The organism is Pseudoalteromonas sp. UBA6610 (genome assembly GCF_002433295.1).
GTDB lineage: Bacteria > Pseudomonadota > Gammaproteobacteria > Enterobacterales > Alteromonadaceae > Pseudoalteromonas > Pseudoalteromonas atlantica.
Window position 1 is genome coordinate 53,195 of sequence record NZ_DJHW01000115.1, and the last position, 24,378, is coordinate 77,572.

Below are 24,378 nucleotides of genomic sequence, written 5' to 3' on the forward strand. Positions count from 1 at the left end.
AATACTTTCTTCTCGTAGCCTATTTACTATTTTAGGCTTATACTAAAAAGGAATTAAAATCTAACCCTATAATTGAGCGAGATATAAATGAAAGAAGTTCGATCTTTTATTAAAACAGCATCATTAACTGAGCTAGAAAAAGCACAACAATTAATCACTGATGCGATTGCAAAATATACTGAGCAGCTACAAGCTAAACAGGAAGTGTTGGATCTTTTAAAAGAAAAAGGACTTACGTTAGAAGATTTACAAGACGGTACTGCAGATAAACGTACTAAAGTAAAAGCTAAGTATCGTATCGAAGTAGATGGCGAAGTGATTGAATGGACCGGTCGTGGTCGTCGCCCTAAAGCGTTTGAAGGTGTTGATTTACAAAAGCACCTAGCTTAATAAAGTAATAGGGAAGCCACGGCTTCTCTTTTTAATGGCGTATAATTTAATAACTAAACTTAGGCTTACGCTTTGTACGCGAGATTTAATTGGCCAAAACTTACCTTAAACTCCCCGCAGTCGCTTAGTATTTGTTAAACTGCATTTCTGGTTATTCTATTTACTATTTTCATGAGCTATAAATTAAGGCCGTATCAGCAAGAGGCCGTAGAGCGCACTGTTTTACATTTTCGAAAAACAAATGATCCTGCCGTGATTGTACTGCCTACCGGTGCGGGTAAAAGCCTTGTTATTGCAGAGCTTGCGCGAATTGCTAAGCAAAAAATTTTGGTGCTTGCACATGTTAAAGAGTTGGTAGAACAAAACGCACAAAAATATAAAAGTTTTGGTTTAGAAGCGAGTATATTTTCAGCAGGGTTAAAAGAAAAATCACTCAGCCACCAAGTTACCTTTGCCAGTGTTCAGTCTTTATCGCGTAATTTAAATAAATTAAATGAGCATTATTCTTTGCTTATTATTGATGAGTGCCACAGAGTAAATGGTGATAAAAAAAGCCAATATGGAAAGGTTATAAATACGCTCAAAGAATATAATCCTCAGTTAAAAGTATTGGGTTTAACAGCCACACCTTATAGATTAGGAATGGGGTGGATATACCATCATCATTACCATGGTTTTGTAAAAGGTAATAAAGAAAGTCCATTTAAAAACTGTATATTTGAATTACCGCTCAGGTATATGATCAAACATAATTACTTAACGCCGCCAAATGAAGTGGACGCGGCAATTAGTCATTATGATTTTTCGTCCTTGGCTACTAATGCGTTTGGTCAATATACGACTGATGACATGAATGCGCTTTTAAAAAATAGCGAGCGCGCAACGCAAGCTATACTGAAGCAGGTAATACAATACAGTGAAACCCGCCAAGGCGTGATGATATTTGCGGCAACGGTGATGCACGCGCAAGAAATTTTAACTTATTTACCCGCAGAGCAAAGTGCCCTTATAACTGGCGATACCCCAAATGTAGAGCGCGATAAATTAATAAATCAATTTAAACAAAAAAACATAAAATACCTCGTTAATATTTCTGTTTTAACCACCGGATTTGATGCGCCGCATGTCGATTTTATCGCTATTTTACGTCCCACCGAATCGGTTAGCTTATACCAGCAAATTGTTGGCCGTGGGCTTAGGCTAAATGAAGGAAAAACAGACTGCTTAGTTATAGATTACGCAGGCAACGGCTTTGATTTATTTCACCCTGAGGTGGGCGATAAAAAAGGTGATAGCGATAATGAGCCCGTTCAAGTGCTTTGCCCTGGGTGTGGGTTTGCAAATATTTTTTGGGGAAAAACCGATGCTGATGGCAAAGTAGTTGAGCATTTTGGCAGGCGCTGCCAAGGTTTATTAGAAGATGACGAAGGCCATAAAGAGCAATGCGATTATCGGTTTAGGTTTAAAGAGTGCGAACAATGCGGCGCTCAAAACGATATAGCAGCTCGTAAATGCCATGATTGCGGCGCAGTAATGGCCGACCCCGACGACAAGCTACGTAACGCCCTTAATTTAAAAGATGCGTTAGTACTGCGCTGTAGTGGGTTATCAGTGGTAAAACTTAAAGATGATTTAATTAAAGTAACCTACTTTGATGAAGATGGTGCAAGTTGCGATGAGGTATATAACCTTGCCAGTAAAGGCGGGCAGTATATTTTTAATAAACAGTTTGGTAAACGCCTAGGGCAGGGGCAAGCGCCTGTCGAATTTAAAAGTGCTGAGCAGGTTATAAAGGCACAGTTTGATTTAGTGCCCCCTGATTTTGTTATCGCGCGTAAAAGTAAAAAGTATGGCTGGAAGGTATCTGATAAATTATTTGATTACTCTGGCAACTTTAGAAAAGCTAATCAGTTAAGCGGCTAAGCTTAACTGATTTTTGTTAAGCGGCGTCTTCGTCCATTAAACCCCAGCCATCGCCATAGCCATTGTAACTATTAGCAATACTTTCAAGGTATTGCTCTGCTTGGCCAAGCAATGTGTGCTCTGGCACCATTTGTACATGAGTAATCACTTCCCACACGCCAGTGTCTTTACATTTTTCAACGTTTGCGCTTTGTACTAATGCATCAGAGATTATTTCTTTGGCAAATTTTTCAGCATCAGCTTGTTGTTCAAATAAAATGAAAAAATCGATTTGGTGCATTTTGCTTAAATCAACGCCAGCAGCGGCTATTTCGGCTAAAAGTTGGCCGTTATCATCATCAGGGAATTGCATTAAAAACTCATTTAAAATTAATTTTGTATTCGTAGCCACTATTGTAACCAAAATATTGCTTTAAAGCGTATTAATTTTGACTTTATAGGCTTTAAAGGGGAGTGAAATTTGGTGCAAGATTACCATTAAGTTAATGTGTTGCTCATTATGGCTATGGTAGTATGCAACTCATTGGTGGTTAAATTTTAAAGAATAAAAAGTAAGGATATTTACTTGTTCAAACAGTTATTACGTTTTGTGCTTTTTTTAGCTTTTTTTATAAGCACTCAAGCCAGTGCTGAGCAAAGGGTAATTGAAGATTACGAAATTAAAGGGATTAGTGGCGAGTTAGAAAGTAACGTTGAGCTCTATTTAAAACAACTGGTTGGCGAAAAACCCACCAGAACCTTGCGCCGCTATGCTAAAAAGCAAGTGCAAAGCAGTATTAAAGCGCTGGGGTATTACAACCCAACGGTAGACATTGAGTTTGATAAAGACGACAAAGAGCTTATCGTTAAAGTAGAGCGCGGCCCTGCAACGCGCATAGAAGCTATCAATATAACGCTTAATGGTGAGGGTAAAAACGACTCGCAATTACAAAACGTTATTAAAAACTTAAATTTAACCCAGGGCGATGTTCTTAATCATGGCAGGTACGACTCAGCTCATAAAAAAATAGAGTCAATGCTATTAGAGCTAGGCTATTTTGATGCTAAATGGCCAGCCCGAAAACTTGCTGTATCAGTGCAAAAAAACAGTGCCGTTATTACATTTAATATAGATACCGGCGTGCGCTACACGTATGGCAATATAATCATTGCCAGCGAAACCCCCGCAGAAAAATACATTCGTTCACTTGCACCTTTTACCCAAGGGCAAGCTTATAAAGCCACACAAATTGCCGATTATAACCTTGAGCTCTCAAGCACACCGTATTTTGCAAGCGTGCGTATTTATGCCGATATACCAGCAAGAGCCAACGGCCAAGTGCCTATAAATATTGATGTGCTACACAAACCTGCTAATAGCTACGAAGTAGGCGGTGGCTTTAATACCGAGCTGGGCCCGAAAGTGCGTTTTAAATGGAGTAAACCCTGGATCACAGAAGATGGGCATTACCTCGAAAGCAATTTAAATGTAGCTGAGAAACAGCAAGATATTTCTATGGCGTACACCATTCCGGTAGATGACCCTAACGACGATTTATGGCGTTTATCAGTGGGTTACAAGTTAGAAGATGAACTTGCCGATGACATATACAGTGAAATACTGACCGGCCAACTGCAGCGCCAATGGTTAACTGAAGATAAATGGGTACGCACGGCCTTTTTACGTCGAGACCAAGAAACATACCGCATTGGTGATGAACCAGAAGAAAGCACCGAAATGCTTATGCCCGGTATTAGCTATGCCCGTAAAAAGTCAAAAGGAGGCACAACGCCTTATTGGGGTGAGCAGTGGCTAATTTCGGCTGAGTTTGGTTTAGATGATGTACTTTCAACCACAAACTTAGTGCGGGTGCAGCTGCAGCATGCGTGGCTGCGAACCTATTTAGATAAACACTTAGTTTTTTTAAAAGCAAACGTGGGCGCTATGCTGGTCGATAATATTGAAAACGTCCCTTACTCACTGCGCTTTTATGCCGGTGGTGACCAAAGTGTACGTGGTTTTGCTTATCAGTCTATTTCTCCACAAGATGAAGACGGTGATTTAATTGGTGGTAAATACTTACTAACCAGTACTATTGAATACAATTACCAATTTGCACAAAATTGGCGCGCCGCTTTATTTGTTGATGGCGGTACTGCCACAAATGATTTTTCGGACGACTTTGAAGTGGGCGCAGGCTTTGGCTTTCGTTATTTAACACCCATTGGCCCCGTAAAAGTAGACCATGCATGGGGGCTTACTAAAGAAAGTAAAAGCACACGTTTAAGCATTACCATAGGGCCAGAAATTTAATGTCAGTATTTAAAAAAATATCCGCCGCCGTCATCGGCGTTTTAATCACGCTTGCCGTTATTATATTTTGTTTGTTATTTACTGCGCCCGGTAATCAATTTATTGCTTATAGTGCCAATAAAATGGTGGATGGCTTACATATCGAGATTAAAAAAGGGCGCTTTTTATATAACAACCCGTTTAATGTGAGCTTTAAAAACCAAAGTACAGATTTTAAAGCGCAGCAGCTTAAAATAGATTTATTTTGGTGGCAGTGCGATGGCCTATGTATTGAAAATGTAAGTGCGCGGTCAATCAAACTTGCCCTTGGCAATACACCTGAAGCCACACAACAGAGCAACCAAAAGCCATTAACTAAAATTACGTTTCCCTTTAATATTGCCGTTAAAAATGTAGCAATAAACAAATTTGTATTAAATCATTCCAGTGCTGATGTAACCGTAAATAACTTTACCCTTGCAGCGAAAGCTGAAGATGCAACCTTAGCATTAAAAAGCCTAACTATTAGTGATGTATTGGTAAAGCTTAAAGAGCAACCCGCTTCATCTAATCAACAAGCAACGGCTAATCAAGGCCAGGCGCTAACAGCGCTACCTGCGTTACCAGATATAGAATTTACATCGCCCCTTAATTTACGGGTAGAGCAGTTTGACGTTAAAAAGGTGGATATTGAGCAAGGTGAGCAAACTCACACAATCGAAAATATAGCGCTTGTATTAAATGTAGAAGATGAAAAAGTTAACTTACAAACGCTTAGCGCGCAGTACCAACAATGGCAATTAAATACAGAGTTAACTAGTGAGCTTGCAGGTAATTTACCATTAAACGCGAAAGTAGCGCTAAACAGCGACTTGCACCAAGCGAATTTAGCGTTAAGTGGTGACCTATCTGATTTAAACATAAACTTGCACACGACTGGTCAGTACCCATTAAATCTAACGGCAACGGCTAATTTAAAACAAAAAAATTATCCGTTTGAACTTACTGGTAAAGTTGAGCAATGGTTGATTGACGCTCAAAGTAACGAACTAAAAGTAAATAATGTTGATTTATCAGCCTCGGGTAATGCGGATGATTACACGCTAAGTTTAAAAGCGCATAGCCAATTAGGTGCCTATCCAGCTGTAGTATTAAACACGCAATTAAACGGCTCGCTTAGCCAAGCCCAGCTAAGTACCTTAAGCCTAAAAGCAAACGACAGTAGTGCAATATTTAAAGGTAATGTTAATTGGCAAAAGGGCATACAAGCCGACTTTACCGGTTCGCTAAATAGCTTAAAAGCACAATACTTAACAGATGCGCTTACAAGTAATATTTCTGGCCAGCTAGAAGGGCGCTTTAACAGCGAAGGGCAAAACTGGCACTTGCAAATGGATAATACACAACTTGCAGGTACACTGAACCAAACACCGCTTGAATTTGCCTCAAACTTTACACTTAACAATACGCTAAAAGCCAATATAGACAGCCTGTATTTAAGTAGCGGTGCCAATAAATTAACCTTGAGCGGGCAAGTTGACGACACCTGGCAGGTTGACGGAAAAGTAACACTTACCGGAAATGAGCAAACTAATCTGCCATTCGTTGCAAACGGTAAGGCCGATTTAAAAGTTAGAGGGCCCCGTTTAACCCCCGCCGTTGATTTATCGTTATTACTCGATAACTTTATGTATAACGACATAAACGTTAACAAACTCGCCCTTAACGGTCAGCTCGATACAGCCGCAGATTGGCAAACCGATGTGAGCTTAAACGTAGGCTCAGCAATGGTTGCTGATCAGGTAATTAATAGTGTTGAGCTAACTGCCACTGGCGATAAAACCGACCATCAGCTGGTGGCCGCCATAAATGCAGAGCAAGGCGCTGCTGAGCTTGAAGTAACCGGTAAGCTCAATAATGACGTGTGGAATGGCTCGCTCAGTAATATAACGCTAAGTGATAAAAAACTCAGCTTTAGTAATAGTAAAAAAATTGCGGTGATGTTTAATACCCAAACCAGCGATTTTGATGTGAGTGCGCATTGCTGGCGCTCAAACAAAAGTGAGCTATGTATTAATACCCTTGCGCAAACTAAAAACTTGGGCCAATTTAATGCTACGTTGAGCAATTTAGCGCTTGAAGAGCTTAAACACTTTTTACCAGATAACATGCGTACGCGTGGCGATATAAGCGGCGACTTTGCTGCAAATTGGAACGAGGGCGCATTAAAAACACTTCGCGCTAATTTAAATGCGGATGACCTTGTTGCTGTTCTTACCTCAGAGGAAGATCGGTTTAGATTACCCATCGAAACGCTAAAAGTCAGTGCCTACACTGATTCTAAAACGGGTAAGCTAGAGGCCGATTTACGCTCAAGTGTGCTAGGTAAAATAGCCACCGAAATTAATATTGATGATATTCAAAATCAGCAAACATTAAACGGTCACCTTAATATAGATAAAATATTGCTATCAGACTTACATCCATTTCTCGAAACCCTTGAGCAATTAAAAGGCGATATAACAGGTAACGTGGCAGTAGCCGGCACTTTGCAAGACCCTCTATTAAATGGTGAGCTAAATGTCAGTGATATCAATTTAGAAGGTGAGCAGTTGCCGGTGGTGTTGCAAAAATCTAATGTAAACATTTTATTTAATAAAACCACCGCCACAATTAAAGGTAATTTAAACGACACCCAAGGCGGTAAAATCAACCTAACCGGCGACGCAGATTGGCAAGGTGCACAGCCTGAGGTAAATGTAAGCGTTAACGGCGAGCAGTTTTTTGTTCGCGCGCAGCAAGGCGTGACGTTTAAAGTATCGCCTGATTTAACTATTGGGCTCGCAAATAATGCATTAAAGCTGTCTGGCGAAGTGATTGTGCCTTATGGCAGGGTAATGATTGAAGAGCTGCCAGAGGGCGCCGTTCAAGTGAGCGACGATGAGATTATTGTTGATCAACAAACTGAAACGGCTGAAAACGTGCCGTTTGATTACGATGTAAATTTAAAAGTGATTGTTAAAAACGATGTAAAAATAGAATCGTTTGGTCTTGAGTCGAAAATAGCGGGTGATTTAGCCATCAAAATGAGCCAAGGTGCCCCTATAATTGCTACCGGCGAGCTAAATTTAATCGATGGTACGTATTTAGCTTTTGGCCAAGATTTAATTATTAGTACTGGGCAAATAGGGTTTAGTGGCTCAATTGAGCAACCATTTTTAAATATTAAAGCCATCCGTAATCCAGACACCACAGCAAACGATGTTGTGGCAGGTGTTACGCTTACTGGTAACGTTGAGCAACCTACCTTAAAAGTATTTTCTGAGCCGGCAATGGATCAAGCACAAGCGCTGGCCTATTTACTCAATGGGCAGCCGCTAGGCGAGGGCGACAGTTCAAGCGATGCCATGCTTACTCAGTTATTGCTCTCACAAGGGGTGAGCCGTAGTGAAGGCGTTGTATCTAAAGTTGGCGAAACCATTGGTTTATCTGATGTAAGCTTAAGTTCAACGGGCTCTGGCGATAACACTAAGCTTGAAATATCGGGCTATGTAGCGCCTAGCTTACAAGTTAAATACAGCGTAGGGGTATTTGACTCGCTCAGCGAGGTCGCTATTCGCTATCAGCTGCTTTCGCAATTTTATGTAGAGATCACCAGTGGTTTAAATCAAAATGTTGATTTACTCTACAAATTTGATTGGGACTAAATAGGCAGTATAAGGATTATATGAAAGGATTATATTTAGCAGCACTAATAACAGGATTAACTGGCTGCGCCCAATACACAGAGCAACACGCGGGCACTCAACAAACTCCAATCCGTAGCGCAAGCGAGGTAATAAAGCACGCTAAAGCGCACGAATGGCGAAATGTAGACAAGCAAAATGTTTTAAAAATTACGCTGCCTACAGGGGCGGCTTATGTTGAGCTTAACCCGCAGCTTGCAGCTAAACATACTGCGCACATAAAACAACTTGCACGAGAAGGCTTTTATAAAAATACCCGTGTTTATCGTTTTGTTGAAGGGTTTGTAGCACAAGGAGGCGACAGCTCAGGCAATAAAGCAATTAAAACGGCTAATAAAACTGTACCTGCAGAGTTTTACCATAGCACCGCACAGCCGCTTAAAATTACAGAGCTGCAAGGCGATGGTTACGCGCCTGTAACGGGGTTTTTAAACGGTTTTGCTGTCGCACAAAACGCCTCTAATACACAAACTTGGCAAGTACATTGCCACGGTGTATTTGCCATGGCGCGTGGTAATGAGGTAAACAGTGCAAGCACTGAATTTTTTGTCACCATTGGCCAAGGCCCGCGCTACCTTGATAAAAATATTACTGTATTTGGAAGAGTGCTTGAAGGTATGGAGCACTTTAATCGCTTAAAGCGTAAGCCTATTCTTAATACGCCATTTAACCCAATTACAAACATTGAGGTGTTAGCCGATATTAAGCGTGATAAAAGCACCTTTAATGTTATGAAAACAGACTCGCAATCGTTTAGAGAATTGATTGAGGCGCGAAAAAATCGCACCGAACCTTGGTTTGTATACGCCCATAATTATGTTGATGTGTGCGCTATGCCTATTCCGACTAAGCGCATTGATTAACTTATAAAAAAGGAGCTTAAGCTCCTTTTTTATGGTGATATTTAAGTCGATTGGTATTACTGGCGATTAATTTTTACCGCAAAAGGCGTATCGTTATAGTGCGTTGAACGATACGGATTTATATCCAGCCCACCGCGGCGTGTATAACGCGCATAGACTTCAAGCTCTTTAATGTTTAGCTGCGTGGTTAAATCACTATAAATACGCTCTACACATTGCTCATGAAACTCATTGTGGGTTCTAAATGAAATTAAATAACGCAAGAGTGCCTCATGGCATATTTGCTCACCAGTGTAACGAATAATTATACTGGCCCAATCTGGCTGCGAGGTAATTAAGCAGTTAGATTTAAGCAAATGGCTGTGCAGGGTCTCAGTAACCAGGGTGTCACTTTTTGATTTAAGTGAGTAGGCGTCAATATCGTAGTTATCTATTTCAATATCTAAATCGTCAATACACTGCCCAGGTAATGGCGTGCAAGGTAAACAGTTATAGTCATCTGGTGCGTATAACGTTACCGCTACATCGCTATTTACCGCATTTGATAAGTCTTCAATTAAATGCTGTTTTACCACCTCAATACTTTCAAAGCGGGTTTGATTAAAGCTATTTAAGTAAAGTTTAAACGACTTAGACTCAATAATATGGCTGCTTTGGCACGCAAAAGTAAACAGCGCCACGGCAACCTGCGGTTTACCTTTAGCGTTTAACCACGAAAGCTCATAACCTGTCCAAATATCTTGGCCTTTAAAGGGCAACTCGGCTTCGTCAATATTTAAAGCATCACGATTTAACTTGCGGGCAATAGGAAAAAGCAAGCTAGGCGAATATACATCTACGTATTCAGTAGATTGTCCTAACACACTACCTTTAAGGTCTGGAGAATTGCTGTAATCTGTCATGTTTGCTCTTAAATAGTTACAATAGGGACATTATATCTAATTTAAATGAGTTTCGCAGTATGTCTGTTGCAATGCAAATGGCCCAACTTCACACGCAATTTTGTGAAAAAACCGTTAAAAACACCGCTAAATATCCGCTTATGGCACACGATGAACAATGGCCTAGCCCTTGCGAGTTTGGCGAGGTAGACTCACAAGGCAATATTCAATGGAAAAGTGCTTTGCAAACCCCTGCAGGTTCATTATCAGATTTAGCTAACGCGCTTGAACTGAGCTTCCCAGCAGGGGTTGATGAGTTTTATGGGCACATGTATGGCGGTAGCATTTTAGCTAGTATAGATGGTCACCGTGTGGAGTTATTACAAGCTTGGAATAAAGATGATTTTGACCTGCTGCAACAAAATATTACCGGTCATGTATTAATGAAACGAAAATTAAAGCAGCCAGAAACCCTATTTATAGGTTTAACTGAGCAAGATGACTTACTGGTTACCGTGCAGCTAAAAACCGGTGAGGTATGTTTAGAGTACGTAGGTAAAAAGCCGCATCATGTACTTGCACCCAATATAGAATCTTTTTTAAAAGCGCTTGAGGTTTAGATTAATTAAACTAATGTGCAGTAATAGTAATTATTGTGCAGTATAAGCCCTGTGCAAGATGCGTTAAAGGTTGCTCAGTTATTACAGTAAAAATAACGATACTGTAGCCTTACTTGCCGCTTTTACTTAATTTAATTGAGCATTAAAAAATCAGCTTAGTGCAATGCATTAAGCTGATTTTGTATAAGGTGTGTAACTTTATTTTGCAAAGTGCAGGCTTTTAGTTACTGAAAATCCCACGAAACATTAGATACCAACCCACACGGCTCACACCTAAAATCAAATAACCCAAACCACGGCTCTGGCAATTTCCACTCACTATTGCAGCTAGGGCATTTACGCTCAAGTTCTGAGGCTTTATCTACACCGCCTACACGGTATAAATAATAATAAACCGGTTTTTGAGTTAAAAAGCGGATACGTTTAGCAATGTCTTTACCGCGACGATATAAGTCACTTTGTGTGCTTGATATTTCTTCAAGCGCTGGAAATTCACACCGAGTAGCGCCGTTAATTTGTATTTGATCGCAGGCTTGCCAATCTTCTTGCCATTTTATGAGTGTTTTATAATCCCCATTAGCAATGGCCGGAATAGTAAATAATGGCACAGGTAAAAAGTCATCACCACAATACAGTGGGCTACAGGTATGCACATAGGTTGTGTATAAAATATAGCTTGAAGGCGATTTACAGGTATCGGCACCGTTTGAGTGAATGTCTTGGCCGATAACTTTTATTTTAGGAGCAAGTAAACCTGCACTGTGCAGCTTCTCAATACTGTGTTTTACAAAAGGGCTATTATTTAATGGGTGCATGGCGTCTTCGGTTGGGCACATTACACGGGTAATAAAATAGCCATCTTTTAGTACAGTTGGGAATTCTTCACCCATAATTTGGCCGTTAAAACGCAGTGCATTAACTAATCGGTTAATGGCTTGCTCGGCTTGCTCTAGGGTGGTGTCTTGGTAGCAGTCAAACGTTAAATCAACAACGAACATTTATAGTCTCAAATTATTTTTGCTCTAACAGGGCTAGCAACCTATCGAGTTTTTTCTCAATGCGATCGAGTTGAGATGTTTTAGGCTCAACGATGCTCTGCTCAGGGTTTTTCATTAAATTATGAATTGAATCAGGGTTATTTTTATATTGGCTTACTGCGGCAATAATAACCGGCATAGGCACAGGTTGTGCTAAACGGCTTTTAGTTAGGGCAACAGTAGGGGTTTTGCCTTCATCAAGAAGGACTTTAATTGCATCAAATACAACTGCATTCATTAGATTTGTAACTCTTTAATATATAAGCGCAGCAAGTGTTTGCTGCGCGGGTGCTATAGTAGCAACAATACCAAGGCGCATAAAGCCTTGGTATAAGTAGAGGGGGGATTATACCAATTCGCAATAATACTTAATCATTTTGCGGGGCTAAACGGGTCGCTACCTGTGTTAAAAATTTTTCATTTAGAACAAGCAAATAGTGAATTCTTGCTTAGCTATAAACACGTTTATCGAGCCTCAAAATAGGTCGCATAATTAAGCAAATTAGTATTACTTACCTTCTTGGCGAAGCCTCACATCAAGTTCATCAATTACTTCGCTCCACGCGCCATCTTCTGCTAGCGATTCTGCTAAAAAATGCTGCTGTGATTCATCCCAAAAAGGAGCTTGTTGTAAAAGCGTTGTGTCTTCTAGTGAGTGAGAAGCAATAAAATCGTCAATCTGTTGTTCTGAGCTAGGTAAACCCAATTGTGCAAACAACGTTTTCATATCGTGTTTTGTCGTATCCATATTATTACTCCATCTGATTAAATTAAACCAAGCTTAGAGCCAGACTATAGGCTTTGCTAGTTAAACTCTCGCTGAATTGACGGTATTTTTGCTTTAGGTATATAGTTAACTTGCAGTATAGATAAACATTTTCGCCATACAATTGCTAATTACTTTATATACGGTAAATAGTTTGGCAACGTTGAGGGTAGTAAAGCAAAAAGGATACACAATGACAGTCACCTCTAATGAGCACACATTAAGCGTACAATACCTTGCCCCTGAAGATATAAGCACTGCAGGGAGTTTAATCTATCAGGCCTATCATGATGATCCGCTACTTCAAAATTTATTAGGTTATGATCAACATAATATAGCTGCCTACGAGAAAAAATTACGCTCAGTGATACGCGAAGAGCTCAGTGCTTTTTGGCAAGAAAAACTGCCATTAATAGGCTTGTACCGCGATGATAAATTAAAAGCGGTGGCGTGTGTATTTGAGTCAAGCAGCCAATTACAACCAGAGCGTTATTGGCATTGGCGCTTAAAGTTAATGCTGAGCGCAGGGTATTTGCAAACCAACCAACTAATAGAAAAAGAGCAAACAATACGCACTGCGCTTAATGAGATTGGCGATTACTACTATTTAGCGTTTATTGCGGTAGACCCGCACGTGCAAGGCCACGGGCTTGGGCGCTACCTGTTACGAGGCTTAGATGATTTAGCAACTAAAAACACAGGAGCTAAAGGGCTTGCCGTTTTTGTTACACGCCAAGAGCATAATACGTTTTTTAAATCAGAAGGATTTAGCACTTATAAAGCACTTGCCTTTAATAAAGTATCCGGAGAGCTTCTTTTTAAACCATATGCAAAGTAAGTCTGTAAGCGATAAGCGCCATTACGGACATATGCCCGTGAGATATATCTTACATTGACGTGCGCATTATCAGTTACGGTCGTTCATAAATGCAGCTTTAAAAGGGTAAGCTTTTGTTTAGTATTGGGTTTTATATTTTTTCATATATATTACGAAAAATTAATTTTGTTTACCTAGTAGGATGAAACCCAAACTCGCGTAGTATTTAACTTGTCAAGACGACATAGCTTAATGACTAAGCTACTGCCAAGGATACGGAATAGGCAACATAGCAGATGCTAGCAGGAAGCATAAAGGACAAGTTAAAAAGGACGCAAGGACGAACTAGGAAGTGCATGAAGCGCTTAGTAGTTGGAACTACTTAAGGATATTTACGGATGAGGCTACAGGAAGTAGCAGGAGCGTTAGTTTACGCAGGATGGCCAAGGCGGCAAGTGGAAAATGCAGGATGCATTTAAAGTGGCAGGAGCTACTTAAAAGGATGACCAAGGATGATGCTACAGTAAGTAGCCAAGCGTTAGTTTACGTGGGTTAGCCAGGATGGTTATGGATTTTGCAGGATGCAATGTTGAGGGTAAATAGGGTTGTTTACTCGTTCAGGGGATGATAATACGGATTTTGGGTCAAGGATAACAAGCAGGATGCTGTAAGAGTGGGGCGTAACTTTTGTTACGCCTTAGTTTTATGTATTAACTTATTTTAGTGGTTTCACTTTAACCCCACCGGTTTTAACGATAAGAGTTAAATTTTGTGTGGCGGCACAACAACGCTTTTTAGCATTTCATTTTCCATAATTAAAATACCTTGATAGGCATTTTCGCCATCACTTGAAAACTCAAACATAAATTCGCTTTTGATCCCCGGTTTGCCATTTTTTAAAATGCCAAAGCGGCGTTTTGTGCACGCTACGCTCATTAACTGAACCTGTAATTGCTCAGCTTGGCGCGCGGCATGACTGTTAGCAGCTTCTGCTACTTTTCGGTTTAGCCAAAATAAGTAAATTACAGCGCCAATGGCGATAAACGTCCACAAAGTAGCCATTAAGAGAACAACCTTCCAATTGCGCGAGCGAGCGTTTCGCTGCGGTTTTCTTTACGTAATAAGCCTAATAAATGTGGGCGTATAGTGGGTATTGCAACTAAATCAGCAAAGATACTGGGAAATAGCTCGGCAATTTGCTGGTGGTGCGCACAATTATCCATAAAAATATGTAAGCGCTCAGGCTCTTCTAGTTGAGAAAAGCATCGCCCTGCAATCGTTAAAAGTACATCTGAATCAGTGCCAACAGATGAGCTTAATGCAGCATCTACTAGTTGTGTACACAGCCCTTGCGCTTGGCTTTTTGAAAGTGAGCGCAGTGCGGCAGTTAGTGCAATTGTATCGTTATTTTCAATGGCAGTGTGGCCATAGGCAACTAAAAGCTCACTGAGTGATGGCGGTATTTCAACATGCTCAAGCATGGCGCTCAAAGGCTGCAATACCTCTAGTGGTAAATGCGGCCAAGCTTTTTGCAAGTTTGCTAAGTTGTTGTCGTTATTTAAGCGCAGTGAAAAATCGGCAATCCCTTGTAGCGCAACGCTTTGCCAATCATCAAAACCTAAAGTGCCACTAAAGTAAAGCTGCGTGTGCTCGTAATATTTAGAGGCTGGTTGCTTTAACAATACTTTAAGTTGGGCGTTAAAAGCCGCTAATTTATTTGCATTAGGGGTAAACACATAAGGGTTATTATCTAGCTTACCATCGGCTTGCTCGCCGGTAATTTCGCTGCCTAGGGCCTCAATTACCATATTAGCGAAATGATCGCGGCTCGCGCTCACTAATTTACTTTGCTCATCAAGTGGAAACTTTAAAAACCATACATAAGGTTCTTTACTCGCTTTGCTATCCCAAAATTGAATAGCCAGCCATGCGTGCCCCGCAAGCGGATAAGGATAAGGAACTTGCGCTTGCTCAATAGCTAAAAACTGTTTTTTATCAAGCTTAGTAATATGCCTGCCAATATCAAAAGCACGCCATTGTGTACCGGCGCCATCTAAAAGTTGGCCAAGTGTCGCTATGTGTTCGCTCATCGTTATCTCAATTGTTTTTACTGCAAAATTGCCTCAATTATACGCCATAGCAGGCATTGAGGGAACAGGGTATAATTGCCCTATAACGTAAAAAGAAGAGTGGTTATGTATCAGCAAACGCAGGCTTATTTAAACCAATTAAGCATACTTTTAAAAAAACATGAGCTGTGGCAAAGCACGCCAATAGAGGCGCATAAATTACAATCTCAAGTGCCTTTTTGTCACGATACCATGGCATTTGAGCAGTGGTTACAGTTTGTATTTATTGAAAAAATGCAGCAATTAATAACGCTTAACCAACCATTGCCGCAAAATTTTGCCATTGCGCCTATGGCAGAAATGGCGTTAGTGGATAAAACCGGCAGCGGCGAAATTATAACGCTACTTAGTGAACTTGATGCTTTTTTGGGTAAACCCCATGACTGAAAAGGGTGAAACTGTAGAGTACGGCGAGCTTAATATTCTTTACCAAGACGAATACTTTGTTGCCATAGATAAGCCCGCAGGCTTATTGGTTCATCGCTCTTTTTTAGATAAACATGAAACCCAGTTTGCAATGCAAATGCTGCGCGACCAATTAGGGCAACATGTATTTCCGGTGCACAGGCTAGATAGACCAACATCAGGTGTGCTGCTATTTGCTTTAAGTTCAGAATCTGCCCGAGACATGAACAAGCTATTTATTGAAGGCACTATTACAAAGCGTTATTTAGCGCTTGTACGTGGTTTTGCGCCTGAATCGGTGTTTTTAGATAAACCGTTAAAAGAAGAGCTTGATAAAATAGCTGACAAATTTGCCACGCAAAATAAAGCGCCACAAGCGGCGCAAACACAATTTAATTGTCTGCATCAAGCCACGCTACCAATTCCTATTGGTAAATACCCCACGGTGCGTTACTCGCTCGTAGAGTGTTTTCCAAAAACAGGGCGAAAGCATCAAATTAGGCGCCACCTTAATCATTTATCAATACCTATTATTGGTGATGTAAATCATGGTGATAACCAGCATAATCAATTTTTTAGGGAGCATTTTGCACTGCGGCGGTTAATGCTATTTGCAACGCAGCTTAGTTTTGTGCACCCTTACACGCATAAACCCATCGTAATTAAAGCGCCACTAGGTGAAGACATGCTTAGTATATGTAAGCAACTAGGTTGGCCACAGCAAGAAAAGGATTATTAATGGCACATATTAGTATTTTTGTAGGCAGCGTTAACGGCGGAGCAGAACGTTTAAGCTATGATGTTGCAAATACAATTGAAAAAGCAGGGCACACTGCGAGCGTTATTAGTGAGGCCTCACTTGATGATATAAAAAACGCCTCACATATATTAGTTGTTACCTCTACCACAGGGCAAGGCGATGTACCTAGCAATTTAGCTGGGCTCTACTTTGCTATGAACAGCACATTTCCGATGCTAACTGATAAGCCATTTGGTGTTATAGCCATGGGCGATAGATGCTACGGCGATACGTTTTGCGGTGCAGGGCGCAGCTTTGATGAGCTACTACGTGACTTGCAAGCTAAGCCGGTAGGAAACCGTTTAGAAATAGATGCCTGCGAAGACTTTGAGCCATGGCCTGTAGCAGAGCCGTGGTTAAAAGCATGGCTTGAAAAATTACCAGCTTAGTAACACCAATGCGCAATAATACTTAATCATTTTGCGGGGTTAAACGTGTCGCTAGCTGCGTTAAAAAATGCTCATTTACGACTGCATGGATGCAGAAGGTAGAGCCATGCAGGAGCAATTGCCGAGAACAACTAAATAGCGAATTTATTGCCTAGCTATTAACACGTTTTTCCGGCCTCAAAACAGAGCATTTAATTAAGCAAATTGGTATTAACTGCTTATATGTACAAAAAAAGGAGCGCATGCGCTCCTTTTTTAATTATTAAACAGTGGGTTAACTACTTCTTACATCAACCTTAAGCTTTAACTTTTGGCCAGGCTGTAAATACTTTTGGCCGGCTAAGTTATTCCACTTAATAATTTCGTTTACGGTTAAATTAAATTTAGACGCAATACGTGCAAGCGAGTCACCACGGCGTACTTTGTAAGTAATGGTGCGATTAGTACTTGCAGTTGCTTGTGGTTTACTCGCGGATTTATAAACAGTGAGCTTTTGATTTAAGCGCAATACTGAGTTTTTCTTCAGTTTATTCCACGAGGCCAACTCATCCATGGTGACATCGTATTCGCGACTAATGTCCCACAGGGTGTCGCCACTTTTAACCGTGTGCGACAGCTTAGTACGGGTGGCTTTATTAGCAGCTAAACGCATTTGCTTAGGTAAATGTTCGCTATTAATTGCGCCATCGGTTAAGGGTACTAATAACTGTTGGCCAATACGTATGGTGTTTGACTTTAATTTATTAAGCGAGCGAATAGCACTAGTGCTGGTGGTAAACTTTTTAGCAATAACCGATAGGCTATCTCCGCGCGCCACAGTGTATTGCTGCCAGCGTAAGCGGTCTTTAACATCGGTTTGCGCCAGCTTTTGGCTGAATTGTTCCGCTTTATCGGTGGGTAATAGTAAAAAATGCGGACCGTTAGGGTCGGTCGCCCAGCGGTTAAAGCCTGGGTTTAACCTGTATAGCTCAGTAAGAGTCATATCGGCCATATCTGCGGCCAGTGCTAAGTCAATCTGCGTGCCTACATCAACCACTTCTACAACTTGCGCGTTGATAACCGGTTTCCATTTTACATTAAACTCATCAGCGCGTTTTAATAAATCGGCAAGGGCTAAAAGCTTTGGTACATACGCGGTGGTTTCGCTTGGTAAGTCGAGAGACCAAAAGTCTGTAGGTAAATGCTTTTTACGATTTTTCTTAATCGCACGCATTAAACGCCCTTCGCCTGAATTATAAGCCGCAATGGCGTTTAACCAATCGCCTTCAAGGGTTTTGTGTAAATACGATAAGTAATCAAGGGCAGCACGCGTAGATTGCACTATGTCGCGTCGGCCGTCGTACCACCAGTTTTGTTTTAAATCAAAACGCTCGCCAGTGGCTGGCATAAATTGCCAAATACCCGAAGCACTGCGATTAGAGTAGCCAAATGGGTCAAACGCGCTTTCTACAATAGGTAAAAGGGCAATTTCGATAGGCATTTCGCGCTTTTCTACTTCTTCAACAATAAAGTGTAAGTAAGGTTCTGCGCGTTTTGAAATGCGGTCTAAATAAGCTTGATGACGCGCATAGTAATTTCGCTCGGTAACAACAGGGCGGTTTTGCGGTACATCAATAGACAGTTGGTAGCGAATGCGCTCCCACACATCGTCAAAAACGGGGGCGTCTTCGCTCTGCTCAACGTGTTGATATTGGGCGTTTACCATCAATGCATTGTTAATATCGTTAGGGCTTGCGCCTTCTAAGCGCTTATTTGCTTGGGTAGCAGCTTGTGCGTCTGAATCTACGGTTGTTAATGTTTGACAACCACTTAGCGCAAGCGCCAAGGCAATTAATAGAGGAGATTTATTCATATATACCAATACATCAGGTAAAAAAACTCGGCGAATACTACCCGTTATGAGTCAACATTGCCACTTAACGACCAACTTTAACATGTTGATAAAACCATTCGCTATTTTTAAACCAATGGTTTTACCTAGGATATACCTAACCACGATGCTGCAAAATTAATTACAACAGGTCAACATATCTTAACTAAAAGTTGTCTTTGAATCGTCTCAGACTTGCAAAGTTTTCCCATGGTTCATTGTTTTTTGTAACCAACACAAATTCTTTTGGAATTAACTCTGTAATAGTAGGTAGGTCGCTGCGCATAAATGGATTAACTTTAAGCTCTTGGCCTATTGTACTTGGCAGTGTAATTTCGCCCTTAGCACGCTGTGCATCTACTTTATCGCTGTATTGGAGTAGCTCAGGGTTACGCGGCTCTACGGCTTTTGCAAATGCTAAATTGGCTTGCGTATATTCATGCGTGCAATACACTTTGCAGGTTTTAGGTAGCTCACGCAGCTTATTAAACGACTCCCACATTTGCTCAGGCGTCCCTTCAAATAATCGCCCACAGCCCCCACTAAAAAGGGTATCACCTGTAAAAGCCAACTCTTCATGAATATAACAAATGTGATCAAGCGTATGGCCAGGGGTGGTAATAATGTTAAAACGCGTACCCAATACCTCAATGCTATCGCCATCAACCAGTGTATTGGTGATCCCCGCAAACGGACTGTTAATAGGACCGTACACTGCAATGTTTGAAAACTGTTTTACAAGCTCGGCTACGCCACCGGTATGATCGCTATGATGATGGGTAATTAAAATGCCACCAAGCTGTAAGTTATGCTCTGCTAAATGCGCCATAACGGGCTGTGCGTCGCCTGGGTCAACCACCCACGCTAGGTCGCTATTATGGGTAGTTAAACACCAAATATAATTGTCAGAAAATGCTTTAATTGCTTTAACTTGCACCATATTAATTTGCTCTATAAAGTGACGGGTAACACCTAGTATAACGAGCTATAAAAATGAAACCAGCCCTTAGTTTTCAAGAAGGACCCAAACCGCTGTCATGGCAGCAGTTCCCTCATGGGGATTATTTACGTGCTGACATTGAACAAAAAATGGATCAATGGCTGCCGCGTATGTTTGGTTACCATATGCTTAAATTAGGTAATTTAAGTGGCGAGCTTAATACCAGCATAAGCACTATAAAACACCAAGTATGTGTTGCCGAAGAGGGGCCTTACACAGGTGTAATAGCCGATATAGACGAACTGCCTTTTTATGAGCACAGTGTTGATGCGTGTATTTTAAGCCACTGCTTAGAGTATCACTCAGACCCACATCACATATTACGCGAGGCGCATCGCACACTTATACCCGGTGGTTACATTGTTATTACCGGATTTAATCCGTTTAGTTTATGTGGATTGGCGCAAATGTTGCCCTTTAGTGGCCAAAAGCTGCCGTGGACGGGGCGTTTTTTTACGCCTGCGCGGGTAAAAGATTGGCTTAATTTATTGGGGTTTGAAATTATTAGCGATGAGCGCTTTATTTACTCATCTCTTGCGCGGGGTAACAGGCTTTCACGGTTTGCATTTTGGCGCAGTTTTGCTAAACAGTATTTAAAACCTATGGGGAGTGTTTATATGCTGGTGGCGCGAAAACGCGTGGCTCCGCTTACGCCTATAAAACCTAAGTGGCATGCAAGGCCGCAGTTTTCACCTGTAAAAGGGGCAGGGCTCAGACAAACCTCAAAGCAGCACTTTAAACAGTATGAGCAAAAAAATAATAATAGTTAAATAATGTAACTAGGCACTTTTAATACCATGAGCCTTACACTCATGGCATTAAAAGTGAGAAAGCTTTTACGGGTTAAGGCTGATACCCTACATCATCAAGTAGGTTGCTACTGCCTGCAGCATCACGTGCCAAATCGTCAACTATTTCGTTATATTTATGCCCGCTATGTCCCTTTACCCATTTCCATGTAACCGTGTGCTCGCTACAAGCGCTATCAAGTCGCTTCCATAAATCAACATTTTTAACCGGCTTTTTTGCCGATGTTTGCCAGCCCCGTTTTTTCCAATTTGCAATCCACGACTCAATACCCTGCTTAACATATTGGCTATCTGTGGTGAGGTTAACGGTGCAAGGGCGGGTAAGTGATTCAAGGGCAACAATGGCAGCGAGCATTTCCATACGGTTGTTTGTGGTGAGCTTATACCCTTGGCTTAATTTTTTTTCGTGGCCGTTATAAATCATAAAAATACCATAACCACCAGGGCCCGGATTACCTAAACATGAGCCATCGGTGTAAATCTCTACGGTTTTTTGCACTGTTTTACCTTGATATTATGTACAATAAAGTGATTATAGAAAGATACCAGAGTCAGGCTAAATTCGATATGGCACGTAGACAAATAGTTTTAGATACAGAAACCACCGGCATAGACCCCAAACAGGGGCACCGGATTATAGAAATTGGGTGTGTAGAATTAATAAACCGACGTTTAACTGGTAATAATTTTCATGTTTACATTAACCCACAACGCAGCATTGAAGAAGAAGCAATAGATGTTCACGGTATTACCAACGAGTTTTTACGTGATAAACCACTTTATCGCGATATAGCGCAAGAGTTTTTTGACTACATTAAAGGTGCTGAGCTTGTAATACATAACGCCCCGTTCGATGTGGGCCATATGGATAACGAGTTTGCGCTGCTTAACCAAGGCTACCCAAATACGCACGAGTACTGCCAAGTTCTCGACACCCTTAAAATGGCGCGTGACTTGCATCCTGGTCAAAAGAACAACCTAGATGCTTTGTGCCGCCGTTACGATATAGACAACGCAAAACGAACATTACATGGCGCATTACTGGATTCTGAAATTTTAGCCGATGTTTACCTTGCCATGACTGGCGGGCAAACCAAGCTAAACTTAAACCAAAATAAAGATGACGGCAGCGAGCAACAGACTGGTGGCATAAGACGCTTAAGTAGTGACCGAGCACCTTTAGTTGTACTGCGCGCAAACGACGCTGAGCAAAGCGCACACGAAGCACGACTCGATCTTGTAGACAAAGAAGGCGGCCACTGTTTATGGCGCGCTGAATAAGGCCAACTATGAAAACGATGTATTTTATAACTGTACTGTGCGCCACCTCACTGTTTAGCGCCAGTGCGTTTGCCGTTAAGCAAGTAGAGCTACTTAAACGCGACGGCGAACAAAATGAAATACCGCTGCTAGATAACCGTTTTCGTATAGACAGCCAATTAGACGAAATAACCTTACTATTTTTTAGAAAGCCAGGTTCGCCCGCGGTTATTTTAGTCAGGCCCGATGGCAGCAAGTACTTTGCCACTAACGCCGTTAAAGATCCCAACCTCGATTGGTTTGATGAGCTTAGTTACGACTTAATCACCATAAAAAAACCGATGGCTGGCCCATGGCAAGTTATTGGCCGCATTTTGCCCGACAGCCGCATTGTGGTGTTAGGGGAAGTGTCTTTAAAAGCACAGCCACTACCTCCTATGTTGTTTAGAGGCGAGACAATAAAAATAACGGGCGAAATTTTAAATGATGATGAGCCTATCGATGCTAACTTATTCACAGATGTAGTTAGCCTAAACGTTGACTTTGTAAGTACCAACGATGAAAGCTATGCAAACTTTGGTGCAGGCACTCAAGAAGTTGCCGAATTTAAAGACGATGGCCGCGGCTTTGATGAACGCCCTAACGATGGAGTGTTTACTGGCGAATTTAAATTAGACTTTCCTGCAGGACAGTGGACACCAGAACTCTATATAGCGACCCCCTTATTACAGCGACGCATTGTGCAAGACCCTATCATTGTGCATGAACCGCCATTTAAATCTGAGGTCGCACTGGCAGAGCTTGATACTGACGATCACCAGCTAACTATTAATATAGATAGCAACATAGTTAAACCTGAAACCGTTATTGTGCAGGGAAAAATTTATTACCCTAATAATGAAGAGCAAATGTTTACAATTGACGCGCAAGCGGGTGATACACGCCAACTAGCAATTAAAAACTATGATTGGGGAAGATACAGCGTTGAACTGTCTGTTTTTGGCACTAATATAAACGGTCGTGAGTTTATGGCCACAATACCAACATACAAATTTGAGATAGAAAGGCCAATAGAAGCAGTGCCCGAAATAGACCCTGCTACGCTTATTGATCAAAACCTGGCCTTGGAAGCTGAGCCCATTGAAGAAAAAATGGCCACTTCTACATTAGTGACTTTAATCGTGGGCTGTAATTTACTCATTTTATTGTTAGGGTGGTTAGCAATTCGTATTTTTGTACAGAAAAAGCCAATCAAATTTAACTTTAAACTGCCTTTTTTAAACAAAAAGAAAGTAAACGATGAGAGCAACGCCGATGCAGAAAAAAATCAAGTCGGCAAAAATGGCTCAAAAAGTGACAAATCAGGTGAAATTTTAAACCTTTCGATGTCAGATGACTAAAAAACCTGTAAAAAAACAAAAAAGCCCTTGACGAAGTAGGGGCTGATTCGTATTATTCACGCCGCTGCAAAGGGAGACCTAAGCAGAAACGAAAATGCGGAGTGGTAGTTCAGTTGGTTAGAATACCGGCCTGTCACGCCGGGGGTCGCGGGTTCGAGTCCCGTCCACTCCGCCAATTTTCGACAATTTGTAAGTAGACGCTGGAGTGGTAGTTCAGTTGGTTAGAATACCGGCCTGTCACGCCGGGGGTCGCGGGTTCGAGTCCCGTCCACTCCGCCAACACTTACACAACATATGGTTGTAAAACATATTCTTATTATGGAGTGGTAGTTCAGTTGGTTAGAATACCGGCCTGTCACGCCGGGGGTCGCGGGTTCGAGTCCCGTCCACTCCGCCAATAAGAAAAAATAACAGTTTAAATACGCGCTGGAGTGGTAGTTCAGTTGGTTAGAATACCGGCCTGTCACGCCGGGGGTCGCGGGTTCGAGTCCCGTCCACTCCGCCACTATTTAAACACTGTTATGTTACAAAATTTGTATGCTGGAGTGGTAGTTCAGTTGGTTAGAATACCGGCCTGTCACGCCGGGGGTCGCGGGTTCGAGTCCCGTCCACTCCGCCAACAAATTTAGTAATGACAAGTAATATGATATCTCTGCGGAGTGGTAGTTCAGTTGGTTAGAATACCGGCCTGTCACGCCGGGGGTCGCGGGTTCGAGTCCCGTCCACTCCGCCATTTGATATCGTAACAAAATTAGTAAGTGCATTACCCCATGCACATACCACTGCGGAGTGGTAGTTCAGTTGGTTAGAATACCGGCCTGTCACGCCGGGGGTCGCGGGTTCGAGTCCCGTCCACTCCGCCACTTGTTATTTCCTCAATAACAAGCAATAGATAATTTACTTATTAATAAATCCAAACATCATTTTTATCAGCTATCAGCTCGACTCTTATATACTAACCTGCTAATATTCTTGTCTATTCTTCAATATTCAGCTTCTTAT

The 24,378-nt window shown here is 41.5% G+C and carries 23 protein-coding genes and 7 tRNA genes; 20 read left to right on the plus strand and 10 right to left on the minus strand.

The genetic code is table 11. The features are described 5' to 3' along the window. Positions 1-87 precede the first annotated feature (87 nt). Both B4F91_RS15410 and B4F91_RS15415 read left to right on the plus strand, forming a co-directional pair. Positions 88-390: an H-NS histone family protein gene (locus tag B4F91_RS15410; RefSeq protein WP_004585960.1), complete on the plus strand. Its 303-nt coding sequence runs from the start codon at positions 88-90 to the stop codon at positions 388-390. Positions 391-561: 171 nt separating this feature from the next. Then, positions 562-2,313, plus strand: a complete 1,752-nt coding sequence (locus B4F91_RS15415) for a DEAD/DEAH box helicase (protein ID WP_286936653.1) — start codon at positions 562-564, stop codon at positions 2,311-2,313. Positions 2,314-2,329: 16 nt separating this feature from the next. Here the strand turns inward: B4F91_RS15415 and B4F91_RS15420 are convergent, their stop codons facing one another. After that, a complete protein-coding gene (locus tag B4F91_RS15420) occupies positions 2,330-2,665 on the minus strand; it encodes a ribonuclease E inhibitor RraB (protein ID WP_024033700.1) in 336 nt (111 codons plus the stop codon). A 237-nt stretch (positions 2,666-2,902) separates the two neighbouring features. Here B4F91_RS15420 and B4F91_RS15425 point away from each other — a divergent pair, with 237 nt between their 5' ends. Genes B4F91_RS15425 through B4F91_RS15435 form a run of 3 tightly spaced genes read left to right on the plus strand, consistent with a single transcriptional unit; the run spans position 2,903 to position 9,194 of the window. Then, positions 2,903-4,606, plus strand: a complete 1,704-nt coding sequence (locus B4F91_RS15425; protein WP_414704618.1) for an autotransporter assembly complex protein TamA — start codon at positions 2,903-2,905, stop codon at positions 4,604-4,606. Further along, entirely contained in the window at positions 4,606-8,292 is a 3,687-nt protein-coding gene (locus B4F91_RS15430; protein ID WP_286936658.1) for a translocation/assembly module TamB domain-containing protein, read from the plus strand. The genes B4F91_RS15425 and B4F91_RS15430 overlap by 1 nt, the downstream gene beginning before the upstream one ends. A gap of 20 nt (positions 8,293-8,312) precedes the next feature. Further along, positions 8,313-9,194, plus strand: a complete 882-nt coding sequence (locus tag B4F91_RS15435; RefSeq protein WP_286936659.1) for a peptidylprolyl isomerase — start codon at positions 8,313-8,315, stop codon at positions 9,192-9,194. A gap of 56 nt (positions 9,195-9,250) precedes the next feature. On the opposite strand, the gene queF is transcribed toward B4F91_RS15435, so the two are convergent. Continuing rightward, complete coding sequence (gene queF / locus B4F91_RS15440; RefSeq protein WP_055255227.1) at positions 9,251-10,096, minus strand: NADPH-dependent 7-cyano-7-deazaguanine reductase QueF; 846 nt, start codon at positions 10,094-10,096, stop codon at positions 9,251-9,253. Between the two features lie 59 nt (positions 10,097-10,155). Between queF and syd the strand changes: the two genes are divergently transcribed. Beyond that, the gene (gene syd / locus B4F91_RS15445; RefSeq protein ID WP_286936662.1) at positions 10,156-10,695 is read left to right on the plus strand and encodes a SecY-interacting protein; all 540 of its coding nucleotides are present in this window, start codon (positions 10,156-10,158) and stop codon (positions 10,693-10,695) included. A gap of 224 nt (positions 10,696-10,919) precedes the next feature. Here syd and B4F91_RS15450 read toward each other — a convergent pair whose 3' ends face one another. From B4F91_RS15450 to B4F91_RS15460, 3 genes are all read right to left on the minus strand, one after another. Further along, positions 10,920-11,693: a Zn-ribbon-containing protein gene (locus B4F91_RS15450; protein ID WP_024033695.1), complete on the minus strand. Its 774-nt coding sequence runs from the start codon at positions 11,691-11,693 to the stop codon at positions 10,920-10,922. Positions 11,694-11,706: 13 nt separating this feature from the next. Then, a complete protein-coding gene (locus tag B4F91_RS15455) occupies positions 11,707-11,970 on the minus strand; it encodes a hypothetical protein (RefSeq protein ID WP_004585969.1) in 264 nt (87 codons plus the stop codon). 270 nt (positions 11,971-12,240) lie between these two features. Continuing rightward, entirely contained in the window at positions 12,241-12,480 is a 240-nt protein-coding gene (locus tag B4F91_RS15460; RefSeq protein ID WP_004585970.1) for a DUF2789 domain-containing protein, read from the minus strand. Between the two features lie 211 nt (positions 12,481-12,691). On the opposite strand from B4F91_RS15460, the gene B4F91_RS15465 reads away from it, so the two are divergent. Next, positions 12,692-13,336 carry a GNAT family N-acetyltransferase gene (locus B4F91_RS15465; RefSeq protein ID WP_096041967.1) on the plus strand — a complete coding sequence of 215 codons (645 nt, stop codon included), beginning with the start codon at positions 12,692-12,694 and terminating at the stop codon, positions 13,334-13,336. Positions 13,337-14,077: 741 nt separating this feature from the next. Here the strand turns inward: B4F91_RS15465 and B4F91_RS15470 are convergent. After that, positions 14,078-14,377 (minus strand): DUF3301 domain-containing protein, encoded by a 300-nt coding sequence (locus B4F91_RS15470; protein WP_004585972.1) that lies wholly within the window; start codon positions 14,375-14,377, stop codon positions 14,078-14,080. After that, positions 14,377-15,405, minus strand: coding sequence for a DUF3549 family protein (locus tag B4F91_RS15475; protein WP_286936665.1), 1,029 nt, complete (start codon positions 15,403-15,405; stop codon positions 14,377-14,379). The genes B4F91_RS15470 and B4F91_RS15475 overlap by 1 nt, the downstream gene beginning before the upstream one ends. Before the next feature lie 105 nt (positions 15,406-15,510). Between B4F91_RS15475 and B4F91_RS15480 the strand changes: the two genes are divergently transcribed. Genes B4F91_RS15480 through B4F91_RS15490 form a run of 3 tightly spaced genes read left to right on the plus strand, consistent with a single transcriptional unit; the run spans position 15,511 to position 17,037 of the window. Further along, on the plus strand, positions 15,511-15,831 hold the full coding sequence (locus tag B4F91_RS15480) for a YqcC family protein (protein ID WP_286936666.1): 321 nt from the start codon (positions 15,511-15,513) through the stop codon (positions 15,829-15,831). Further along, positions 15,824-16,588, plus strand: a complete 765-nt coding sequence (truC, locus tag B4F91_RS15485) for a tRNA pseudouridine(65) synthase TruC (RefSeq protein WP_273588927.1) — start codon at positions 15,824-15,826, stop codon at positions 16,586-16,588. The genes B4F91_RS15480 and truC overlap by 8 nt, the downstream gene beginning before the upstream one ends. Continuing rightward, positions 16,588-17,037: a flavodoxin gene (locus tag B4F91_RS15490; protein ID WP_024033689.1), complete on the plus strand. Its 450-nt coding sequence runs from the start codon at positions 16,588-16,590 to the stop codon at positions 17,035-17,037. Before truC ends, B4F91_RS15490 begins: the two co-directional genes overlap by 1 nt. Before the next feature lie 274 nt (positions 17,038-17,311). Here B4F91_RS15490 and B4F91_RS15495 read toward each other — a convergent pair whose 3' ends face one another. Together B4F91_RS15495 and gloB are read right to left on the minus strand one after the other, a co-directional pair. After that, the gene (locus B4F91_RS15495) at positions 17,312-18,889 is read right to left on the minus strand and encodes a LysM peptidoglycan-binding domain-containing protein (protein ID WP_024033687.1); all 1,578 of its coding nucleotides are present in this window, start codon (positions 18,887-18,889) and stop codon (positions 17,312-17,314) included. A 184-nt stretch (positions 18,890-19,073) separates the two neighbouring features. Further along, on the minus strand, positions 19,074-19,847 hold the full coding sequence (gloB, locus tag B4F91_RS15500; RefSeq protein WP_096041965.1) for a hydroxyacylglutathione hydrolase: 774 nt from the start codon (positions 19,845-19,847) through the stop codon (positions 19,074-19,076). A 53-nt stretch (positions 19,848-19,900) separates the two neighbouring features. Here gloB and B4F91_RS15505 point away from each other — a divergent pair, with 53 nt between their 5' ends. Beyond that, positions 19,901-20,677 carry a class I SAM-dependent methyltransferase gene (locus B4F91_RS15505; RefSeq protein ID WP_248443199.1) on the plus strand — a complete coding sequence of 259 codons (777 nt, stop codon included), beginning with the start codon at positions 19,901-19,903 and terminating at the stop codon, positions 20,675-20,677. A 73-nt stretch (positions 20,678-20,750) separates the two neighbouring features. On the opposite strand, the gene rnhA is transcribed toward B4F91_RS15505, so the two are convergent. After that, on the minus strand, positions 20,751-21,215 hold the full coding sequence (rnhA, locus tag B4F91_RS15510) for a ribonuclease HI (protein ID WP_004585980.1): 465 nt from the start codon (positions 21,213-21,215) through the stop codon (positions 20,751-20,753). 68 nt (positions 21,216-21,283) lie between these two features. Here rnhA and dnaQ point away from each other — a divergent pair, with 68 nt between their 5' ends. The 9 genes from dnaQ (at position 21,284) to B4F91_RS15555 (ending at position 24,239) form a co-directional block, all read left to right on the plus strand. Further along, positions 21,284-21,997, plus strand: a complete 714-nt coding sequence (dnaQ, locus tag B4F91_RS15515; RefSeq protein ID WP_004585981.1) for a DNA polymerase III subunit epsilon — start codon at positions 21,284-21,286, stop codon at positions 21,995-21,997. 8 nt (positions 21,998-22,005) lie between these two features. Then, positions 22,006-23,376 carry a TIGR03503 family protein gene (locus tag B4F91_RS15520; protein WP_126006518.1) on the plus strand — a complete coding sequence of 457 codons (1,371 nt, stop codon included), beginning with the start codon at positions 22,006-22,008 and terminating at the stop codon, positions 23,374-23,376. Positions 23,377-23,474: 98 nt separating this feature from the next. Further along, a tRNA-Asp gene (locus tag B4F91_RS15525) sits at positions 23,475-23,551 on the plus strand. 27 nt (positions 23,552-23,578) lie between these two features. Beyond that, a tRNA-Asp gene (locus tag B4F91_RS15530) sits at positions 23,579-23,655 on the plus strand. 41 nt (positions 23,656-23,696) lie between these two features. Next, positions 23,697-23,773, plus strand: a tRNA-Asp gene (locus tag B4F91_RS15535). A gap of 31 nt (positions 23,774-23,804) precedes the next feature. After that, positions 23,805-23,881: transfer RNA gene (locus B4F91_RS15540), tRNA-Asp, on the plus strand. Between the two features lie 37 nt (positions 23,882-23,918). Further along, positions 23,919-23,995 (plus strand) — tRNA-Asp (locus tag B4F91_RS15545). A 37-nt stretch (positions 23,996-24,032) separates the two neighbouring features. Further along, positions 24,033-24,109: transfer RNA gene (locus tag B4F91_RS15550), tRNA-Asp, on the plus strand. A 53-nt stretch (positions 24,110-24,162) separates the two neighbouring features. Beyond that, positions 24,163-24,239, plus strand: a tRNA-Asp gene (locus B4F91_RS15555). The last annotated feature ends 139 nt before the right edge of the window (positions 24,240-24,378 follow it).

What these genes read in the sequence shown, in the direction of transcription:
- gloB (WP_096041965.1), bottom strand. Translation starts at nt 19,847, where the DNA reads ATGGTGCAAGTTAAAGCAATTAAAGCATTTTCTGACAATTATATTTGG.
- queF (WP_055255227.1), bottom strand. Translation starts at nt 10,096, where the DNA reads ATGACAGATTACAGCAATTCTCCAGACCTTAAAGGTAGTGTGTTAGGA.
- B4F91_RS15460 (WP_004585970.1), bottom strand. Translation starts at nt 12,480, where the DNA reads ATGGATACGACAAAACACGATATGAAAACGTTGTTTGCACAATTGGGT.
- B4F91_RS15520 (WP_126006518.1), top strand. Translation starts at nt 22,006, where the DNA reads ATGAAAACGATGTATTTTATAACTGTACTGTGCGCCACCTCACTGTTT.
- B4F91_RS15420 (WP_024033700.1), bottom strand. Translation starts at nt 2,665, where the DNA reads ATGCAATTCCCTGATGATGATAACGGCCAACTTTTAGCCGAAATAGCC.
- B4F91_RS15470 (WP_004585972.1), bottom strand. Translation starts at nt 14,377, where the DNA reads ATGGCTACTTTGTGGACGTTTATCGCCATTGGCGCTGTAATTTACTTA.
- dnaQ (WP_004585981.1), top strand. Translation starts at nt 21,284, where the DNA reads ATGGCACGTAGACAAATAGTTTTAGATACAGAAACCACCGGCATAGAC.
- B4F91_RS15480 (WP_286936666.1), top strand. Translation starts at nt 15,511, where the DNA reads ATGTATCAGCAAACGCAGGCTTATTTAAACCAATTAAGCATACTTTTA.
- B4F91_RS15435 (WP_286936659.1), top strand. Translation starts at nt 8,313, where the DNA reads ATGAAAGGATTATATTTAGCAGCACTAATAACAGGATTAACTGGCTGC.
- B4F91_RS15475 (WP_286936665.1), bottom strand. Translation starts at nt 15,405, where the DNA reads ATGAGCGAACACATAGCGACACTTGGCCAACTTTTAGATGGCGCCGGT.
- B4F91_RS15455 (WP_004585969.1), bottom strand. Translation starts at nt 11,970, where the DNA reads ATGAATGCAGTTGTATTTGATGCAATTAAAGTCCTTCTTGATGAAGGC.
- syd (WP_286936662.1), top strand. Translation starts at nt 10,156, where the DNA reads ATGTCTGTTGCAATGCAAATGGCCCAACTTCACACGCAATTTTGTGAA.
- B4F91_RS15430 (WP_286936658.1), top strand. Translation starts at nt 4,606, where the DNA reads ATGTCAGTATTTAAAAAAATATCCGCCGCCGTCATCGGCGTTTTAATC.
- B4F91_RS15490 (WP_024033689.1), top strand. Translation starts at nt 16,588, where the DNA reads ATGGCACATATTAGTATTTTTGTAGGCAGCGTTAACGGCGGAGCAGAA.
- B4F91_RS15495 (WP_024033687.1), bottom strand. Translation starts at nt 18,889, where the DNA reads ATGAATAAATCTCCTCTATTAATTGCCTTGGCGCTTGCGCTAAGTGGT.
- truC (WP_273588927.1), top strand. Translation starts at nt 15,824, where the DNA reads ATGACTGAAAAGGGTGAAACTGTAGAGTACGGCGAGCTTAATATTCTT.
- B4F91_RS15465 (WP_096041967.1), top strand. Translation starts at nt 12,692, where the DNA reads ATGACAGTCACCTCTAATGAGCACACATTAAGCGTACAATACCTTGCC.
- B4F91_RS15410 (WP_004585960.1), top strand. Translation starts at nt 88, where the DNA reads ATGAAAGAAGTTCGATCTTTTATTAAAACAGCATCATTAACTGAGCTA.
- B4F91_RS15505 (WP_248443199.1), top strand. Translation starts at nt 19,901, where the DNA reads ATGAAACCAGCCCTTAGTTTTCAAGAAGGACCCAAACCGCTGTCATGG.
- B4F91_RS15415 (WP_286936653.1), top strand. Translation starts at nt 562, where the DNA reads ATGAGCTATAAATTAAGGCCGTATCAGCAAGAGGCCGTAGAGCGCACT.
- B4F91_RS15450 (WP_024033695.1), bottom strand. Translation starts at nt 11,693, where the DNA reads ATGTTCGTTGTTGATTTAACGTTTGACTGCTACCAAGACACCACCCTA.